13 protein-coding genes are annotated in these 19,601 nt (G+C 57.3%); 6 read left to right on the top strand and 7 right to left on the bottom strand.

Translation table 11 applies throughout. From position 1 onward, the window contains the following. Nucleotides 1-6 precede the first annotated feature (6 nt). Nucleotides 7-1,296 (top strand): MFS transporter, encoded by a 1,290-nt coding sequence (locus IYV58_RS19165; protein ID WP_004123068.1) that lies wholly within the window; start codon nt 7-9, stop codon nt 1,294-1,296. A 14-nt stretch (nt 1,297-1,310) separates the two neighbouring features. Then, nucleotides 1,311-2,114, top strand: a complete 804-nt coding sequence (yfaU, locus tag IYV58_RS19160) for a 2-keto-3-deoxy-L-rhamnonate aldolase (RefSeq protein ID WP_049115591.1) — start codon at nt 1,311-1,313, stop codon at nt 2,112-2,114. A 23-nt stretch (nt 2,115-2,137) separates the two neighbouring features. On the opposite strand, the gene glpC is transcribed toward yfaU, so the two are convergent. Genes glpC through glpA form a run of 3 tightly spaced genes read right to left on the bottom strand, consistent with a single transcriptional unit; the run spans nt 2,138 to nt 6,184 of the window. Further along, the gene (gene glpC, locus IYV58_RS19155; RefSeq protein WP_087829149.1) at nt 2,138-3,316 is read right to left on the bottom strand and encodes an anaerobic glycerol-3-phosphate dehydrogenase subunit GlpC; all 1,179 of its coding nucleotides are present in this window, start codon (nt 3,314-3,316) and stop codon (nt 2,138-2,140) included. Then, entirely contained in the window at nt 3,313-4,572 is a 1,260-nt protein-coding gene (gene glpB / locus IYV58_RS19150) for a glycerol-3-phosphate dehydrogenase subunit GlpB (protein WP_049115587.1), read from the bottom strand. Before glpB ends, glpC begins: the two co-directional genes overlap by 4 nt. Then, nucleotides 4,562-6,184 carry an anaerobic glycerol-3-phosphate dehydrogenase subunit A gene (glpA, locus tag IYV58_RS19145; protein ID WP_195729199.1) on the bottom strand — a complete coding sequence of 541 codons (1,623 nt, stop codon included), beginning with the start codon at nt 6,182-6,184 and terminating at the stop codon, nt 4,562-4,564. Before glpA ends, glpB begins: the two co-directional genes overlap by 11 nt. Before the next feature lie 271 nt (nt 6,185-6,455). Between glpA and glpT the strand changes: the two genes are divergently transcribed. Both glpT and glpQ read left to right on the top strand, forming a co-directional pair. Then, the gene (gene glpT, locus IYV58_RS19140) at nt 6,456-7,802 is read left to right on the top strand and encodes a glycerol-3-phosphate transporter (RefSeq protein WP_004123062.1); all 1,347 of its coding nucleotides are present in this window, start codon (nt 6,456-6,458) and stop codon (nt 7,800-7,802) included. A 9-nt stretch (nt 7,803-7,811) separates the two neighbouring features. Beyond that, entirely contained in the window at nt 7,812-8,882 is a 1,071-nt protein-coding gene (glpQ, locus tag IYV58_RS19135) for a glycerophosphodiester phosphodiesterase (RefSeq protein ID WP_112165599.1), read from the top strand. A gap of 71 nt (nt 8,883-8,953) precedes the next feature. Here glpQ and yfaE read toward each other — a convergent pair whose 3' ends face one another. The 4 genes from yfaE to ubiG form a co-directional block, all read right to left on the bottom strand. Continuing rightward, on the bottom strand, nt 8,954-9,208 hold the full coding sequence (yfaE, locus tag IYV58_RS19130) for a class I ribonucleotide reductase maintenance protein YfaE (RefSeq protein WP_004123060.1): 255 nt from the start codon (nt 9,206-9,208) through the stop codon (nt 8,954-8,956). After that, nucleotides 9,208-10,338, bottom strand: a complete 1,131-nt coding sequence (gene nrdB / locus IYV58_RS19125; RefSeq protein WP_004123058.1) for a class Ia ribonucleoside-diphosphate reductase subunit beta — start codon at nt 10,336-10,338, stop codon at nt 9,208-9,210. The genes yfaE and nrdB overlap by 1 nt, the downstream gene beginning before the upstream one ends. Nucleotides 10,339-10,441: 103 nt before the next feature. Continuing rightward, on the bottom strand, nt 10,442-12,727 hold the full coding sequence (gene nrdA, locus IYV58_RS19120) for a class 1a ribonucleoside-diphosphate reductase subunit alpha (RefSeq protein WP_195729198.1): 2,286 nt from the start codon (nt 12,725-12,727) through the stop codon (nt 10,442-10,444). A 344-nt stretch (nt 12,728-13,071) separates the two neighbouring features. After that, nucleotides 13,072-13,800: a bifunctional 2-polyprenyl-6-hydroxyphenol methylase/3-demethylubiquinol 3-O-methyltransferase UbiG gene (gene ubiG, locus IYV58_RS19115; RefSeq protein WP_004123052.1), complete on the bottom strand. Its 729-nt coding sequence runs from the start codon at nt 13,798-13,800 to the stop codon at nt 13,072-13,074. Between the two features lie 185 nt (nt 13,801-13,985). Between ubiG and gyrA the strand changes: the two genes are divergently transcribed. Further along, nucleotides 13,986-16,619: a DNA topoisomerase (ATP-hydrolyzing) subunit A gene (gene gyrA, locus IYV58_RS19110; RefSeq protein WP_004123050.1), complete on the top strand. Its 2,634-nt coding sequence runs from the start codon at nt 13,986-13,988 to the stop codon at nt 16,617-16,619. A gap of 131 nt (nt 16,620-16,750) precedes the next feature. Continuing rightward, nucleotides 16,751-19,597 carry a two-component system sensor histidine kinase RcsC gene (gene rcsC, locus IYV58_RS19105; RefSeq protein WP_004123047.1) on the top strand — a complete coding sequence of 949 codons (2,847 nt, stop codon included), beginning with the start codon at nt 16,751-16,753 and terminating at the stop codon, nt 19,595-19,597. The last annotated feature ends 4 nt before the right edge of the window (nt 19,598-19,601 follow it).

Raw genomic sequence — 19,601 nt, 5'->3', positions numbered from 1 at the left:
ATTACGATGAGCAACACCTTGCTTGAGAGCGTGGTGAAGAAAAACCGCGCCCGTTTGATCCCTTTTATGCTGGCGCTGTACGTGCTGGCGTTTCTTGACCGTTCGAATATCGGCTTTGCCAAAGAGACTTACCAGCTGGATACCGGCCTGAGCAATGAGGCCTATGCGCTGGGGGCGGGGATTTTCTTTGTGGTGTACGCCTTTCTCGGGGTGCCTGCCAACCTGCTGATGCGCAAATTCGGCGCAAGAAAATGGATCGGCTGCACCACCTTGCTGTGGGGGCTTCTCTCCGCGGCGATGGCGTGGGCGGATACCGAAGCGAAGTTTCTGCTGGTGCGCACCCTACTGGGCGCCGCGGAAGCGGGCTTCTTCCCGGGTATGATCTACCTGACTTCCCAGTGGTTCCCGCAGCAGAACCGCGCCAGCATTATGGGGCTGTTTTATATGGGCGCGCCGCTGGCGCTGACCCTCGGGTCGCCGCTCTCCGGCGCGCTGCTGGAAATGCACGGCTTTATGGGGCATCCCGGCTGGTTCTGGATGTTTATCATTGAGGGGCTGCTGGCGGTCGGCGCCGGGTTCTTTACCTTCTTCTGGCTTGACGATACGCCGCAGAAGGCGCGTTTCCTGAGCGCTGCCGAAAAACAGGCGTTAATCAGCGAGCTGGCCAGCGAAGAGCAGAAAAAGGTGACCTCGCGTTTGTCCGATGCGTTGCGCAACGGCCGCGTCTGGCAGCTGGCGATTATCTATCTCACCATTCAGGTGGCGGTTTACGGCCTGATCTTCTTCCTGCCAACCCAGGTTGCCGCGCTGCTCGGCACCAAGGTGGGGTTCGTGGCGTCGGTGGTGACCGCGATCCCGTGGGTGGCCGCGCTGTTCGGTACCTGGCTGATTCCCCGTTATTCCGATCGTACCGGCGAGCGGCGTAATGTGGCGGCATTTACCCTGCTGGCAGCAGCAATCGGCATCGCGGTCTCTGGCCTGGTTTCACCGGTGCTGGCGATTATCGCGCTGTGCGTTGCCGCCGTGGGCGTCATTGCCGTACAGCCAGTGTTCTGGACCATGCCGACGCAGCTGTTGTCCGGCACGGCGCTGGCCGCGGGCATCGGTTTCGTCAACCTGTTTGGTGCCATCGGCGGTTTTCTGGCCCCGATTATCCGCGTCCAGGCTGAAACAATGTTCGCGAGTGATTCTGCCGGATTAGTGACGCTCGCCTGCGTGGCGATTGTCGGAGTTGTTATTATCTTTTCGCTGCGCGTCAATCGCACGGTACCGCAGGCTGGCAGCGTACAGCATTAATGTAAGGGAGAACTATGAACGCAATTTTATCGAACTCATTTAAAGCGGGATTGTTGCAAGGGGAAGCGCAAATCGGCCTGTGGCTGAGCTCAACCTCTTCGTATATGGCTGAGATTGCCGCCACCTCGGGTTACGACTGGCTGCTGATCGACGGTGAACATGCGCCCAATACCATTCAGGACCTGTATCATCAGCTGCAGGCCATCGCGCCCTACGCCAGCCAGCCGGTTATTCGCCCGGTGGAGGGCAATCGTAGCCTGATTAAACAGGTGCTGGATATCGGCGCCAGAACGCTGCTGATCCCGATGGTCGATACCGCTGAACAGGCGCGGGAGATCGTCTCGGCTACCCGCTATCCGCCGGTGGGCACCCGCGGCGTCGGGGCCGGGGTGGCCCGCGCCGCGCGCTGGGGGCGGGTGGCGAACTATATGGCGCAGGCCAACGATGAACTGTGCCTGCTGATTCAGGTGGAGAGCAAAACGGCGCTTGATAATCTGGATGCGATCCTCGAAGTGGAAGGGATTGACGGCGTCTTTATCGGCCCGGCTGACCTATCGGCCTCGCTGGGGTTTCCGGATAACGCCGGTCACCCGGAGGTGCAGCGGATCATTGAGCAGAGCATCCGCCGCATTCGCGAAGCGGGAAAAGCCGCTGGATTCCTGGCCGTTGACCCGGAGATGGCGCACAAAGCGCTGGCGTGGGGGGCCAATTTTGTCGCCGTGGGCGTTGATACCAACTTGTATACCAGCGCGCTGGATAAACGGCTGGCGATGTTCAAGCCGATAGCCGAACAGGCGGAGGGAAAGGGGAGCTATTAGTCCCCCCGCAGCCGGTGCTGGTATCAGGCCAGCGCCTGCGCCAGCAGAGAGATGGGATGTTCGCAGCGTTTGCTGGTGGACATCTCAATCTGCCATTTGCAGGTTTCACAATCGGTCACCACCAGGTCAGCGCCGCTCTCCTCAATTTGCCGGAACAGCGGCGCGCCAATGGCCTGCGATGAGTCGTAGTTCTCCGACTTAAACCCGTAGGTGCCGGCAATGCCGCAGCATTGAGAGTCGAGTACCTCCAGCTGCAAACCGGGGATCAGCCGCAATAGCTCAAGGGTATACAGCGACCAGCCCATTTTCTCCATATGACAGGGGGTGTGGTAGACCACCTTCAGCGGCAGCGGTTTTAGCTGCAGAGGCCGCCCATCATCCAACTGACGCCAGATCCAGCGGGTAGCCAGCTCAATGCGATCGCGAACGTCGCGGTTCTCAATATCGAGTACGTGCGGGTATTCATCGCGTAGGGTAAAGGTGCAGGTTGATGAGGTGGCAATAATGGGGAGGCTATTTTCCCGCATTGCGGTGACGTTGCTCTGCGCCTGTTTGCGCGCCCTGGCAAAGAAACCGTTGGCAATCAGCGGCACGCCGCAGCACTTCTCCTTACTTAATAACTGCACGCCGATGCCCATGGCGTTCAGCACCCGGATAAGATCTTTGCCCAGCTGTGGGTGGTTGTAGTTGACATAGCAGCCGTGAAAAAACGCCACCTGTTCGGCGTACTGCGCCTGCTGAGCAGACAGCTGACGATACGCGCGGCGAAAGGTGCCAAAACCATATTTCGGCAGCGTGCGGCGGTGATCGATTTTAAGCGCGGCATCGAGGAGTCGCCGTACCGGCTTCAGCCCGGTGGTGGCGTTCACCAGCGGGGCAAATGGCGTGGAGAGGGTGCCCATCAGGTCGGTGTGGCTGAGGATCGTATCGCGCAGCGTGGGCTTTTGTCGGCTGTACTCCATGCGCGCCCGCTGGATAATATCGCCGATTTTGACGTCTGAAGGGCAGGCGACTTCGCAGCGTTTGCAGTTGATGCAGTATTTTAACGCCTCGTCGTAGAGCGTGCCGTCTTTCAGGCGCAGGCGCTCGCCGTCCGGCCCGGCCTGTTTTGGCCCAGGATAGCGCGGGTTAACCCGGCTGACCGGGCAGGCGGTGGTGCAAACGGTGCATTTAATGCAGTGTTCAAAACGCGTGTCGTTCATGACTCACCTCCGGCAAGCTCGCCGATTAGCCTTGCGGCGTGCAGCGCGGTGACCGCGCAGACGCCGCCGCCGCATCCCAGCGCGATGGCATCAAAACCGCCGAGAATGGAACCTACGGCGAACAGATTCTCCAGCGTCTGTCCCTGAAGCTGCGGACGCAGAGCCGTATCGGTTTTCAGGCCGAAACGCTGCCAGGGCTGGGAAGCAAAAAAGTCCTGCTGATACCAGCTCTCCCGCGGCAGCGTCTGCTGTAGGTCAAGGCCAAGAATCGGCTCGCGCACGCCGCTGCGTTCGGCGACCAGACCATTGCTGAAAAAGCTGCCGCTGGCCAGCACCGCGAAGCGCGGGCGCAGCGGGATATCACCGTGGTTGCGCGTCCAGATAGCATTAACGATACCGTTCTGCTGGCTGATATTGATGACTTCGTCCCCGGTAAGCCAGGTACCGCCGCCGCGGATAAAATGCCGCTGGAGCTGGGCGTGCAGGCGCATCCCCGGCACCGACGGCGGCAGCGTAGGCAGCAGGCGCAGCGGGCAGGGAAGACGCTGCTGTAGCCACTGGTACAGGCGATCGTCGGCGAGGCCGAAGCAGGCGGGCATGATAATGAAACTGTGCCGCTGCGCCAGCGGGCGCAGCGCCGCCAGCAGCGCCGGCCACTGCGTTTCATCATCCAGACGGCGGGCGATATTGGCGGCGCGAAATTCGGATGGGCTATCGCGCAGAACATCAAGGAGCGGTAAATCTATCTCCTGCGCTTCGGCGTTAACGCCGTACTGGTTCAGCGAGGCGGCGGCAAGATGCGGCTGGAAGTCGCCGAATCCGCTGATGCCGACCACGCAGACGCCCTTGGCGGGCAGCGGAGCGGTGGCAATCTCCTGTGGCGAAAGCCAGGCCGCGCGTAAGGTTCCCAGCGGCGTCACGCGCAGATGAGGCTGGCTGGCCTCTCCCTGCATGGCGATACCGCAGTCGGCAAACAGGGCCTGTGCCTGGCTGGCGTAATCCATTACCCGTTCGGCGCCGAGCCTGGCATAGGGATGCTCGGGAAGCTGGCGGGCCAGCTGGCTGATGCCGTGAGCAACATCGGTGACGGTTTCGCCATTTGGCAGCGTCGAGAGCAGATCCAGCGAGGCGGAAGAGAAGTGCAGGGCGCTTTGACCGCGGCTAATAATCACGCTGCGCAGGCCGCGCCGATTAAGCGCCAGCCCGCAGAGTAGTCCGGCGAGACCGCCGCCGATAATGGCGCAATCAAACTTCATCCTGATGCTCCTTTTGTAATCCGCACAGGCCGAGATAGACCCAGCGGGTGAACTCGCTTTCACGCAGCGCGTCTCCCCAGGCCACCGGCTGGACGCCTTTCCAGCGTTCGTTCAGAAATTCAGACAGCTGGGTAAGGGAGCGCGCGGAGGTGGTGACGTTAAAACGCGCGAGCAGCCCGGCGGCCCGGCAGGCGCACAGTTCGCCCTGACAGGTGCCCATGCCGACGCGGGTGCGCCGGCGCAGGTCGAGCAGGTTTTTCACCGCCAGGTTTTCGACCGCGTACTGAACCTCGCCGGCGGTGACCGCTTCGCATTCGCAGACCAGGCTGCGGTGCTGGCGGCTATCGCCAAGCCAGACGGGGGTACGATCGCCGTGGCGGTAAATGGCCGACCCGCGCAGCGATGCCGGTAAAGAGATGATTTTGCGTAGCGTGGTTTCCGTCGGCTCCTGCGAGCCGGGAAGCGGCGCATCAGCGGTTGTACAGGGGGCGGTATTGCCGAGCTTCCGGCATACCGCATCCGTAGCCCACTCCGCCATCAGGCGGTAGGTCATCAGCTTACCGCCGGTGATAGTGATAAAACCTTCCATGCCGTCGCGCCGGGCGTGGTCGAGCAGCACGATGCCGCGGCTGACGCTGCGTCCACTGGGATCGTCATCGCTGGCGACCAGCGGACGTACGCCGGAGTAGGCGCGCAGTATCCGGGTCCGCCCCATGATCGGCGCCAGCTTTTCCCCCTCGCGCAGTAGCGTATCGACTTCCCCGGCCGTCACCCGGTTGTCGTCAACTTCATCATAGGGAATGTGCATCGAGGTGGTGCCAATCAGCGAAATGGTATCGCCGGGTACCAGGATATCGGCGTCAGCCGGTTTGCGGCAGCGGTTAATAACCTGACGGTTAATGCGGTGGTCGAGGATCAGCAGCGATCCTTTTGCCGGAAACATCGCGATGCGCAGGTCGGCATACTCTGCGATGCGCTGCCCCCAGATACCGGCGGCGTTGACCACCACCTGAGCGCGCAGGTTGAGCGGTTCACGGCGCTGACGATCGTAGAGCGCTACCCCCTGGACGCGATCGCCCTCGCGCAGCAGGCCGGTGACTTCGCAGCCGGTGAGGATAGTGGCGCCATGTTCGCGGGCATCGAGCATATTCGCGGCGGTGAGGCGGAACGGATCGACGGTGCCGTCCGGTACCTGCACCGCGCCAAGCAGCGCGGGGTTCACGGCAGGCTCCAGGCGCAGCGTCTCGGCGGGCGTCAGAGGCTGGGCTTCAATACCCGCCTGCTGGCAGGCGTTGATAAAGGTGTGTTGATACGCCGGATCGTCTTCCGGCAGGGTAATAAAGAGTCCGCTGGTGGGCTCAATGCAGTGGCGGGCGATGCGACGTAAGATGCGGTTTTCGCTGATGCACTCGCGCGCCGATTCGCTATCGGTTACCGCATAGCGCGCGCCGCTGTGCAGCAGGCCGTGGTTACGCCCGGTCGCGCCGGTAGCGATATCGTAGCGCTCAACCAGCGCCGCCTTCAGTCCGCGCAGCGCGCAGTCGCGCGCGATCCCGGCGCCGGTTGCGCCGCCGCCAATAATAATGACGTCATATTCACGACTATCGGCCATCTCCCTGTCCTCTGTTTTCGTTTTACATCATTTAGCCACATCAATAGCGTTTAATGTTTGATTTCGAGCATATTTGCGCGTAATTCGAGCATTTGTTGTGACTTTGTGCGCATATTAGAAAGCGCTGTCATATTTCTGTAACAAAGTGTGCGACATTTCACAGTATTAGATTTACGCTTTGCCTACTATCGCGACCAAATCAGAAGTCAGTGAATAAATTACGTTTTTTTGCGTCGACGTCAGAAGAACAGCAATGGCCACGGAGGCTGATATGTTAAGTATATTTAAACCCGCAGCGCATAAGGCGCGTTTGCCAACGGCGGAAATCGACCCCTTATATCGTCGATTACGTTGGCAGATCTTTATCGGTATCTTCTTCGGATATGCCGCTTACTATCTGGTTCGTAAGAACTTTGCTTTGGCGATGCCCTATCTTATCGAACAAGGATTCTCCCGTGGCGATCTCGGCTTTGCGCTTTCCGGTATCTCCATCGCCTACGGATTTTCGAAATTCATCATGGGCTCGGTCTCAGACCGTTCGAATCCGCGCATTTTTTTACCGGCAGGGCTGATCCTGGCCGCGCTGGTGATGCTGGTCATGGGCTTCGTCCCCTGGGCGACCTCCAGCATTATGGTGATGTTCGTGCTGCTGTTCCTGTGCGGCTGGTTCCAGGGGATGGGCTGGCCGCCGTGCGGGCGCACGATGGTGCACTGGTGGTCGCAAAAAGAGCGTGGCGGTATTGTGTCGGTATGGAACTGCGCGCATAACGTCGGCGGCGGGATCCCGCCGCTGCTGTTTCTGCTGGGAATGGCGTGGTTTAACGACTGGCACGCGGCGCTGTATATGCCGGCTTTCGGCGCGATCCTGCTGGCGATTTTCGCCTTCGCGATGATGCGCGATACCCCGCAGTCCTGCGGCCTGCCCCCTATCGAAGAGTACAAAAACGATTATCCTGACGACTACAGCGAGAAGCATGAAGAAGAGCTGACCGCAAAGCAGATCTTTATGCAGTACATCCTGCCGAACAAGCTGCTGTGGTACATCGCCGTCGCTAACGTATTTGTCTATCTGCTGCGTTACGGCATTCTTGACTGGTCGCCGACCTATCTGAAGGAAGTTAAGCACTTCGCGCTGGATAAATCATCCTGGGCCTACTTCCTTTATGAATACGCGGGGATCCCGGGCACGCTGCTGTGCGGCTGGATGTCGGATAAAGTGTTTAAAGGCAACCGCGGCGCGACCGGCGTCTTCTTTATGACCCTGGTCACCATCGCCACCGTCGTTTACTGGCTGAACCCGCCGGGTAATCCGGGCGTGGATATGGCCTGCATGATCATCATCGGCTTCCTTATTTATGGTCCGGTGATGCTGATTGGTCTGCACGCGCTGGAGCTGGCGCCGAAAAAAGCCGCCGGCACCGCCGCGGGCTTCACCGGCCTGTTCGGCTATCTCGGCGGCTCGGTAGCCGCGAGCGCTATCGTTGGCTATACCGTCGATTTCTTCGGCTGGGACGGCGGCTTTATGGTAATGATCGGCGGCAGCGTGCTGGCTGTCCTGCTGTTGATTATCGTGATGCTGGGTGAACGACGTCATCACCAGCAGATGAAACAAGGCTAAGGAGCTGCGATGAAAAGTCAATTAACCGCCCTGATGAGCGGAATGCTGCTGGCCGCTACCGCGCTCTCTTTCAGCGCCGTCGCGGGGGAGAAAATCGTTATCGCCCACCGCGGCGCCAGCGGCTATCTGCCGGAACATACCCTGCCGGCGAAAGCGATGGCGTATGCTCAGGGGGCCGATTACCTTGAGCAAGACCTGGTGATGACTAAAGACGACCGGCTGGTGGTACTGCATGACCACTATCTGGACCGGGTGACCGACGTGGCGCAGCGTTTCCCGCAGCGGGCGCGTAAGGATGGCCGCTTCTACGCCATCGACTTTACGCTCGCCGAGATAAAGTCGCTGAAGTTTACCGAAGGGTTTGAGCCGAAAGATGGCAAGAACGTGCAAACTTATCCGGGCCGTTTCCCGATGGGGAAATCTGATTTCCGTATTCATACTTTTGAAGAGGAGATTGAGTTTGTGCAGGGGTTGAACCATTCGACCGGCAAAAACATCGGCATCTACCCGGAAATCAAAGCACCGTGGTTCCACCATCAGGAAGGCAAGGATATTGCCGCCAGTACGCTGAAGGTGCTGAAAGAGTATGGTTATACCCGCAAGCAGGATAAGGTCTATCTGCAGTGTTTTGACGCGGACGAGCTCAAACGTATTAAACACGAGCTGGAGCCGAAGATGGGGATGGATCTTAATCTGGTACAGCTTATCGCCTATACCGACTGGAATGAGACCCAGCAGCGGCAGGCCGACGGCAAGTGGGTGAACTACAGCTATGACTGGATGTTCAAACCAGGGGCAATGGCGCAGATAGCACAGTACGCTGACGGCATTGGTCCGGACTACCACATGCTGGTGGCCGAAGGTTCGAAGCCAGGTGAGGTGAAGCTGACGGCCATGGTGAAAGAAGCTCACGCCAGCCATATGCAGGTCCATCCGTATACGGTCCGCGCCGATCAGTTGCCGGAGTACGCAACCGACGTCAATCAGCTCTATAACGTGCTGTATCGCCAGGCGGACGTTGACGGCCTGTTTACCGATTTCCCGGATAAAGCGGTGCAGTTTCTGAACGCGAAGCAGTAAAAAGCCGGGTTTACCCGGCCTGTGAACGGCAGTTTCATAGGTCGGGTAAGCGCAGCGCCACCCGATAAAGATTACATCTCGATTTCAATATCGCCTTGCGCCCGGCAGCAGCAGGGCAAAATCTCACCCGGCTGGACAAACGCCAGCGGCTCGGTGAGCCAGTCAACCTGGCCCGAAACCAGCCGTAGACGGCAGGAGCCGCAGTAGCCTTCGCGGCATTGATACTCCACGTCGATATTGTGCGATTCCAGAGCCGCCAGCAGAGAGGGATGTTCATCCTGACACTCAAGACGAGTGTCAGAAATCTTCAAAAAAATGCGTTTCATCAGAGCTGGAAGTTGCTCAGATCGTCGGCGTCGACTTCGGAATCGATCTGCCCGACGAGATAGGAACTGACTTCCACTTCCTGCGGCGCAACCTGCACGTTATCGGACACCAGCCAGGTGTTGATCCACGGGATCGGGTTGGAGCGGGTCTGGAACGGCAGATCGAGACCCACCGCCTGCATGCGGATGTTGGTAATGTACTCAACGTACTGGCAGAGAATATCTTTGTTCAGGCCGATCATCGAGCCGTCGCGGAACAGATAATCCGCCCACTCTTTTTCCTGCTGCGCCGCCTGCACGAACAGGTCGTAGCACGCCTGTTTGCACTCTTCGGCGATTGAAGCCATCTCCGGATCGTCGACGCCTGAACGCAGCAGGTTCAGCATATGCTGAGTACCGGTCAGGTGCAGCGCTTCGTCGCGGGCGATCAGACGGATAATCTTGGCGTTACCTTCCATCAGCTTGCGCTCGGCAAAGGCGAAGGAGCAGGCAAAGCTGACGTAAAAACGGATGGCTTCCAGCGCGTTCACGCTCATCAGGCACAGGTAGAGTTTCTTTTTCAGCTCGCGCAGGTTCACGGTGATAGTTTTACCGTTCACGCTGTGGGTGCCTTCGCCCAGCAGATGCCAGTAGCTGGTTAGCTCAATCAATTCATCGTAATAGCTGGAAATCCCTTCCGCGCGTTTCTGGATCTGCTCGTTGGTGACGATATCGTCAAACACCATCGCCGGATCGTTAACGATATTGCGGATGATGTGGGTGTAGGAGCGCGAATGAATGGTCTCTGAGAACGCCCAGGTTTCAACCCAGGTTTCCAGCTCCGGAATCGAAATCAGCGGCAGCAGGGCGACGTTCGGGCTGCGTCCCTGGATCGAGTCGAGCAGCGTCTGATATTTCAGGTTGCTGATAAAAATGTGCTTTTCGTGTTCCGGCAGCGCCTGGTAGTCGATGCGGTCGCGGGAAACGTCAACTTCTTCCGGACGCCAGAAGAAGGAGAGCTGTTTTTCAATCAGCTTTTCGAAGATGTCATATTTTTGCTGATCGTAGCGGGCGACGTTCACCGGCTGACCAAAAAACATCGGCTCAAGCAGCTGATCGTTTTTGGTCTGAGAAAAAGTGGTATATGCCATGAGTGAGGATCCTGTCCTGGAATTACAAGCCGGGTGGCACTTCGCTAACCCGGCCTACAATATACCGTAGGCCCGGCAAGCAACGCGCCGCCGGGCAATATTATCAAATCTTACATGCGCCGCTTTCGCAGCCGTCGTCCTGGATGGACGGCGCCAGATCATCCTGAGCATCTTCCGCGCCATCGCGAGTGTTGTGATAGTACAGCGTTTTGACGCCGAACTTATAGGCATTGAGCAAGTCTTTCAGCAATTGCTGCATCGGCACTTTACCTGACGGGAAGCGAGTCGGATCGTAGTTGGTGTTGGCAGAAATCGACTGGTCGATAAACTTCTGCATAATACCGACCAGCTGCAAGTAACCATCGTTGTTCGGCATTTCCCACAGCAGCTCGTAGCCGTTCTGAAGTTTTTCGTAATCCGGCACCACCTGGCGCAGGATCCCGTCTTTCGATGCTTTGATGCTGACGTGGCCGCGCGGCGGCTCAATGCCGTTGGTGGCATTGGAGATCTGCGAAGAGGTCTCGGACGGCATCAGCGCGGAGAGCGTGGAGTTACGCAGGCCGTGCGTTTTGATCGATTCGCGCAACGCTTCCCAGTTGTAATGCAGGGATTCATTGACGATCGCATCCAGGTCTTTTTTATAGGTATCGATCGGCAGAATGCCTTTGGCGTAGGTGGTTTCGTTGAACCACGGGCACGCGCCCTGCTCGATAGCCAGTTCGTTAGAGGCTTTCAGCAGGTAGTACTGAATCGCTTCGAACGTTTTATGCGTCAGGTTGTTGGCGCTGCCGTCGGAGTAGCGTTTACCGTGCTTCGCCAGATAGTAGGCAAAGTTGATCACGCCAATACCCAGCGTACGACGGCCCATGGCGCCGCGTTTGGCTGCCGGGATCGGGTAGTCCTGATAATCCAGCAGGGCATCCAGCGCGCGAACCGCCAGTACCGCCAGCTCTTCCAACTCATCAAGGCTATCGATAACGCCGAGGTTGAAAGCGGAGAGGGTGCACAGCGCAATTTCACCGTTTTCGTCGTTCACATCTTCCAGCGGCTTGGTCGGCAGGGCGATTTCCAGGCACAGGTTGGACTGGCGCACCGGCGCGACAACCGGGTCAAACGGGCTGTGGGTGTTGCAGTGGTCGACGTTCTGGATGTAGATACGGCCGGTGGAGGCGCGCTCCTGCATCATCAGCGAGAACAGCTCTACCGCTTTGATGCGCTGCTTGCGAATGGTGTCGTCCTGCTCATATTTTGTGTACAGACGCTCGAACTCGTCCTGATCGGCAAAGAACGCATCATACAGGCCCGGGACGTCTGATGGGCTGAACAGGGTGATATCGCCGCCTTTCAGCAGGCGGGTATACATCAGCTTGTTGATCTGTACGCCGTAGTCCATGTGACGAACGCGGTTGGCGTCGGTGCCACGGTTATTTTTCAGCACCAGCAGGCTTTCGACTTCCAGATGCCACATCGGGTAGAAGAGGGTCGCCGCACCGCCGCGCACGCCACCCTGGGAACAGGATTTTACCGCGGTCTGGAAGTGCTTATAGAACGGGATACAGCCGGTGTGGAACGCTTCACCGCCGCGAATCGGGCTACCCAGCGCGCGGATGCGGCCAGCGTTGATGCCGATACCGGCGCGCTGAGAGACGTATTTAACAATGGCGCTGGAGGTGGCGTTAATCGAATCCAGGCTGTCGCCGCACTCGATCAGCACGCAGGAGCTGAACTGGCGGGTTGGGGTGCGCACGCCGGACATGATCGGCGTGGGTAGGGAGATTTTAAACGTCGACACCGCGTCATAGAAACGCTTGATGTAGTCCAGACGCGTCTCGCGCGGGTAGTTGGAGAACAGGCAGGCGGCAACCAGAATGTACAGGAACTGGGCGCTTTCGTAGATCTCGCCGGTGACGCGGTTCTGCACCAGATATTTACCTTCGAGCTGCTTAACCGCCGCGTAGGAGAAGGTCATATCGCGATCGTGCTCGATGAACGAATCCATCTGCTTGAACTCTTCTTCCGTGTAGTCTTCCAGCAGATGAGTATCGTATTTGCCGTTTTTCACCATTTTCGACACGTGGTCGAACAGCGCTGGCGGCTCAAACTGGCCGTAGGCTTTTTTACGCAGGTGGAAAATCGCCAGGCGGGCGGCGAGATACTGGTAATCCGGGGCATCGCGGGAAATAAGGTCCGCGGCGGCTTTGATAATGGTTTCGTGAATGTCGGCGGTTTTGATGCCGTCATAGAACTGAATGTGGGAACGCAGTTCTACCTGGGAGATGGATACGTTATTCAGCCCTTCTGCCGCCCAATCCAGCACGCGGTGGATTTTATCGAGATTGATGCGCTCGGTGCTACCGTCGCGCTTTGTCACCAGCAGACTCTGATTCATGTGGATTATACCTGTCCGTGAAAGAAAATATCCCCCACTTATCCACAGATCGCCGTTGTGACTAACTCTGTGGATAAATACTATATGTAGGGGGTTGTCGATAAAAGAAACGCTATATGGTGAGTATTCTAGTAAGGATTCTTTTGAGTACAAGAGTTGATTTTGAGGTTAAATTGAGGTTGCGGAAGGGTAATGATTGCGAAATCCACGCCACATAAGGCCTGGAGAAGATGTCAATAAAACAGAAAAAAAAATGAAAATTTGATCGAGTGCTGATTTCTTCATCGGAAGAAAAAATCACGCGGCTTGATGCCGCGCAATCATCATAGGAAAAACAGCTGACTCTATGCCTTCGTCGCCGTTGTATGCAACATATAGTTAACATCAACGCCCGGCGCCAGCTTGAAGGTATTGGTCAACGGATTGTAGTGAAGACCGGTAATATGCTGCTCTTTCAGAATAGTCTCATCAACCCAGCCGATCAGCTCCGCTGGTTTAATAAATTTCTTCACGTCATGGGTACCTTTTGGCACCATCTTCATCACGTATTCGGCGCCCACGACCGCCATCAGCCACGCTTTACCGTTACGGTTAATGGTCGAGAAGAAGACCTGGCCGCCGGGTTTGACCAGCCGCGCGCAGGCGTGGACCACCGACTGCGGGTCCGGGACGTGCTCCAGCATCTCCATGCAGGTCACGACGTCATACTGCTGGGCATGCTTCGCCGCGTGCTCTTCAACGGTTTCCTGGACGTATTCGACCTGAATACCGCTCTCCAGGGCGTGCAGCCTGGCCACCTGTAACGGTTCGAAACCCATATCCAGACCGGTCACCGTCGCGCCTTCCCGAGCCATGCTTTCAGCCAGGATGCCGCCGCCGCAGCCGACATCGAGCACTTTTTTGCCAAACAGGCCTCCGGCGCGCTCCGCGATATAGCCAAGACGTAGAGGGTTGATGCGATGTAACGGCTTGAATTCGCCTTCTAAATCCCACCAGCGCGAGGCGACGGCTTCAAATTTAGCGATTTCATTATGATCAACATTGTGGGCCACCGACGGTTTTTCGGCATTCATGGGCGCTTTTACTCCTGTTCAGTTCAGACCCGCGAGTATATCAGGCCTCAGGGATGAATAAACCGTCTATCCCTGTCGCCTTCCGCCGCGCGAAAATCATTGGGTATAGGTTTACCCGTATCACTACGGGTGTGTTATAATTTGCGACCTTTGAATCCGGGATACAGTAGAGGGATAGCGGTTAGATGAGCGACCTTGCGAGAGAAATTACACCGGTCAACATTGAGGAAGAGCTGAAGAGCTCGTATCTGGATTATGCGATGTCGGTCATTGTTGGCCGTGCGCTGCCGGATGTCCGAGATGGCCTGAAGCCGGTACACCGTCGCGTACTATACGCCATGAACGTATTGGGCAATGACTGGAACAAAGCCTATAAAAAATCTGCCCGTGTCGTTGGTGACGTAATCGGTAAATACCACCCTCATGGTGATACTGCCGTATACGATACCATTGTACGTATGGCGCAGCCATTCTCCCTGCGTTACATGCTGGTAGATGGCCAGGGTAACTTCGGTTCTGTCGACGGCGACTCCGCCGCAGCGATGCGTTATACGGAAATCCGTATGTCGAAGATCGCTCATGAACTGATGGCCGACCTGGAAAAAGAGACGGTGGATTTCGTCGATAACTATGACGGCACGGAAAAGATCCCTGACGTTATGCCGACCAAAATCCCGAACCTGTTAGTCAACGGTTCGTCCGGTATCGCGGTAGGTATGGCGACCAACATTCCGCCGCATAACCTGACCGAAGTGATCAACGGCTGTCTGGCCTACGTTGAAAACGAAGACATCAGCATTGAAGGGCTGATGGAACATATTCCGGGTCCGGACTTCCCGACCGCCGCGATCATCAACGGTCGCCGCGGCATTGAAGAGGCCTATCGTACCGGTCGCGGTAAAGTGTACATTCGCGCGCGCGCGGAAGTGGAAGCTGACGCGAAAACCGGTCGCGAAACCATCATCGTGCATGAAATTCCGTATCAGGTGAACAAAGCGCGCCTGATTGAGAAAATCGCTGAGCTGGTCAAAGACAAACGCGTCGAAGGCATCAGCGCGCTGCGCGACGAGTCTGATAAAGACGGCATGCGTATCGTGATAGAAGTGAAGCGCGATGCGGTGGGTGAGGTGGTTCTTAACAACCTTTATTCGCAGACTCAGCTCCAGGTCTCCTTCGGTATCAACATGGTTGCCCTGCACCATGGTCAGCCGAAGATCATGAACCTGAAAGAAATTATTGCCGCGTTCGTGCGCCACCGCCGCGAAGTGGTGACCCGCCGTACGATTTTTGAACTGCGTAAAGCCCGCGATCGCGCGCACATCCTCGAAGCGCTGGCGATTGCCCTGGCCAACATCGATCCGATTATTGAGCTGATTCGCCGCGCGCCGACGCCGGCGGAAGCGAAAGCTGGCTTAATCGCCCGTTCATGGGATCTGGGCAATGTTTCCGCGATGCTGGAACGTGCAGGCGATGACGCCGCGCGTCCGGAATGGCTGGAACCTGAATTCGGCGTGCGCGACGGCCAGTACTACCTGACCGAACAGCAGGCACAGGCGATTCTGGATCTGCGTTTGCAGAAACTGACCGGCCTTGAGCATGAAAAACTGCTCGACGAATACAAAGAGCTGTTGGAACAGATTGCGGAATTGCTGCACATTCTGGGCAGCGCCGATCGCCTGATGGAAGTTATCCGCGAAGAGCTGGAGCTGGTCCGTGAACAGTTCGGCGACGCGCGCCGTACCGAGATCACCGCTAACAGCGCCGATATCAACATCGAAGACCTGATCAACCAGGAAGATGTTGTCGTGACCCTTTCGCATCAGGGCTACGTGAAGTATCAGCCGTTAACCGACTACGAAGCGCAGCGTCGCGGCGGCAAAGGCAAATCTGCGGCGCGTATCAAAGAAGAAGACTTTATCGACCGTCTGCTGGTGGCCAACACCCACGACACGATCCTCTGCTTCTCCAGCCGCGGTCGTCTCTACTGGATGAAAGTTTATCAGTTGCCGGAAGCCAGCCGCGGCGCGCGCGGTCGTCCGATCGTCAACCTGCTGCCGCTGGAAGCCAACGAGCGCATCACCGCGATCCTGCCGGTCCGCGAATACGAAGAGGGCGTGAACGTCTTTATGGCGACCGCCAGCGGTACCGTGAAGAAAACGGCGCTGACCGAATTCAGCCGTCCGCGTTCCGCCGGTATTATCGCGGTTAACCTTAACGAAGGCGACGAACTGATTGGCGTCGATCTGACTTCCGGTCAGGACGAAGTCATGCTGTTCTCAGCCGCCGGTAAAGTGGTGCGCTTTAAAGAGGACGCCGTCCGCGCGATGGGCCGTACCGCCACCGGCGTGCGCGGCATCAAGCTGGCCGGCGAGGACAAGGTGGTCTCGCTGATCGTTCCGCGCGGCGAAGGCGCCATCCTGACCGTCACGCAGAACGGCTACGGTAAACGTACCGCGGCTGAAGAGTATCCAACCAAGTCGCGTGCGACCCAGGGCGTTATCTCTATCAAAGTCACCGAACGCAATGGTTCCGTTGTGGGCGCGGTGCAGGTAGATGACTGCGACCAGATTATGATGATCACCGATGCGGGCACGCTGGTACGAACCCGCGTTTCTGAAGTGAGCATTGTGGGTCGTAACACTCAGGGCGTGATTCTGATCCGCACCGCGGAAGATGAAAACGTGGTTGGCCTGCAGCGCGTAGCTGAGCCGGTTGATGACGAAGAGCTGGATGCCATCGACGGCAGCGCGGCGGAAGGCGATGAGGATATCGCGCCGGAAGCGGATACTGACGATGATATTGCCGAAGACGAAGAGTAATTCTCTGCGGTGATTGTTCTGAAAGGGTCGGGGCTATCCCCGACCCTTTTTGTTTTCCCGTTGCGGGACCGTTGTTTTATCGTTACCTTAACGCCATTCTGTTGAGCCCCTGACGGCCGAGCATCGCCACATTGAAATATCTAGCTTCTTTCCATAACACGTTAAAGGTTTCACGCTATCTATTCAGAGCGCTGGCGGTACTACTGTGGGTGCTGGTCGCTTTTGTGTCGGTGTTTTACATCGTCAATGCTTTGCACGATCGCGAATCGGAAATTCGCCAGGAATTTAATCTCAATGCCGATCAGGCGCAGCGCTACATCCAGCGTACCGCCGATGTGATCAAAGAGCTGAAGTACGTTGCGGGCAACCGGCCGATGGACGGCGGCGAAGGCGGTGATACGCCGGTTCAGCGCGGCGATATCGCGATACCTAATTTTGAACCGCTCTACCCGGACTCCGACTGCGCGCTGATGAGTACGACCTGGCGTAATTCGCTACAGTCACTGGCGTGGTTTATGCGCTACTGGCGTGACAATTTCTCAACGGCCTACGACCTCAATCGTATTTTTTTGATTGGCAGCGACAATCTGTGTATGGCCAACTTCGGTCTGCGCGATATTCCGCTGGAGCGGGACCAGGCGTTAAAAGTGCTGCATCAGCGCATTGAGCAGTATCGCGACGCGCCGCAAAACGAGCGCGGTAATAATCTGTTCTGGATAAGCCAGGGCGTGCGTCCGGGCGTTGGTTATTTCTATGCGTTGACCCCAATCTATGTAGCGAATCGCCTGCAGGCGATGCTCGGCGTAGAGCAAACCATCCGTATGGAAAGCTTCTTTACTCCTGGTAGTCTGCCGATGAACGTCACTATCCTCGACGATAACGGTCAGTCGCTGATTTCGCTTGCCGGGTCGGACAGTAATATTAAAGCGGATGCGAAGTGGATGCAGGAGCGTCTGTGGTTCGGCTATACCGCCGGTTTTCGCGAGCTGGCGATGAAAAAAAACCTGCCGCCATCATCCCTGAGTATTGTCTATTCGGTGCCGGTGGATCAGGTGCTGGAACGCATCCGGATGCTGATACTGAACGCTGTGGTGCTCAATCTGCTCACCGGCGTGCTCCTCTTTGTCCTCGCCCGAATGTATGAACGGCGGATTTTTATTCCGGCGGAAAATGACGCCCAGCGGCTGGAAGAGCATGAGCAGTTCAACCGAAAAATCGTTGCCTCCGCGCCGGTGGGGATCTGTATTTTACGTACGCTCGACGGCACCAACATCCTGAGTAACGAGCTGGCGCATAACTATCTCAACATGCTAACCCACGAGGACAGGCAGCGGCTGACGCAAATTATCTGCGGCCAGCAGGTGAACTTTGTCGATGTGCTGACCAGCAATAACACTAACCTGCAAATCAGCTTTGTCCACTCGCGCTACCGTAATGAGAATGTGGCGATTTGCGTGTTGGTGGATGTCTCGGCGCGCGTCAAAATGGAGGAGTCGCTGCAGGAGATGGCCCAGGCTGCCGAGCAGGCCAGCCAGTCGAAATCAATGTTCCTCGCCACCGTCAGCCACGAACTGCGCACGCCGCTGTACGGGATTATCGGTAACCTTGATTTATTGCAGACCAAAGAGCTGCCGAAGGGCGTCGATCGCCTGGTGACGGCGATGAACAACTCTTCCAGCCTGCTGCTGAAAATTATTAGCGATATCCTCGACTTCTCAAAAATTGAGTCCGAGCAGCTAAAAATTGAGCCGCGGGAGTTTTCGCCGCGCGAGGTCATGAACCATATTTCCGCCAACTATCTGCCGCTGGTGGTGCGTAAGCACCTGGGGCTGTACTGTTTTATTGAGCCCGACGTACCGCAGCTGATGTCCGGCGATCCCATGCGCCTGCAACAGGTTATTTCCAACCTGCTAAGTAATGCGATTAAGTTTACCGATACCGGCTGTATTGTCCTGCACGTAGAGCGGGCGGATGATTATCTGCGCATCAGCGTACGCGACACCGGCGAAGGGATCCCGGCGAAAGAGGTGGTACGCCTGTTCGATCCATTCTTCCAGGTCGGAACCGGGGTGCAGCGCAACTTCCAGGGGACGGGACTCGGTCTGGCGATCTGTGAAAAGCTTATCAGCATGATGGATGGCGATATTGCCGTCGAAACCGAGCCCGGCATGGGCAGCCGGTTCACCATTCGTATCCCGCTTTATGGCGTACAAAATACGCCGCCGCTACTGATTGACGGCCTGGCTGAAAAATGCTGCTGGTTGGCGATTGATAACAGCTCGCTGGCGGTGTTCGTCGAGCAGTTGCTGACATTTCACGGCGTCCCGGTCCGTCGTTTTGACGGGCAAACGCCGGGAGCGGAAGATATTCTGTTAACCGATAGCGAGACGTATGAAGCCTGGACCGGCTGCGCAATGGTGATCTTCTCTCGTCGGCATATCGGTATTCCGCAGGAGCGGGCGCCCGGCGAATGGCTGCATAGCGTGGCCACGCCCCATGAACTGCTGCCGCTTCTGGGACGCATCTTCCATATCGCCGTGGCCAGCGCGGAAAACGGGCCCGCGCTATCCGCGGCGGATGCGGAAACCACCAGCAATGATGACATGATGATCCTGGTGGTAGACGATCATCCTATTAACCGACGTCTGCTGGCCGATCAGCTGGGATCGCTGGGCTATCAGTGCGTGACGGCAAATGATGGGGTCGATGCGCTGAATGTTCTGAGCAAGCAGCATATTGATATCGTGCTTAGCGACGTCAACATGCCGAATATGGACGGCTATCGCCTGACCCAGCGCATACGCCAGCTGGGACTCACGCTGCCGGTGATCGGGGTCACCGCCAACGCCCTGGCGGAAGAGAAGCAGCGCTGCCTGGAGTCGGGTATGGACAGCTGCCTTTCTAAGCCGGTGACTCTGGATATTATCAAGCAGACCCTGACGGTCTACGCAGCACGGGTACGTAAGGGAAGGGAGTAAGGCA

This window comes from Klebsiella sp. BDA134-6 (assembly GCF_015601345.1).
Taxonomy (GTDB): domain Bacteria; phylum Pseudomonadota; class Gammaproteobacteria; order Enterobacterales; family Enterobacteriaceae; genus Klebsiella; species Klebsiella grimontii.
This window is presented reverse-complemented; position numbering and strand designations above follow the sequence as displayed.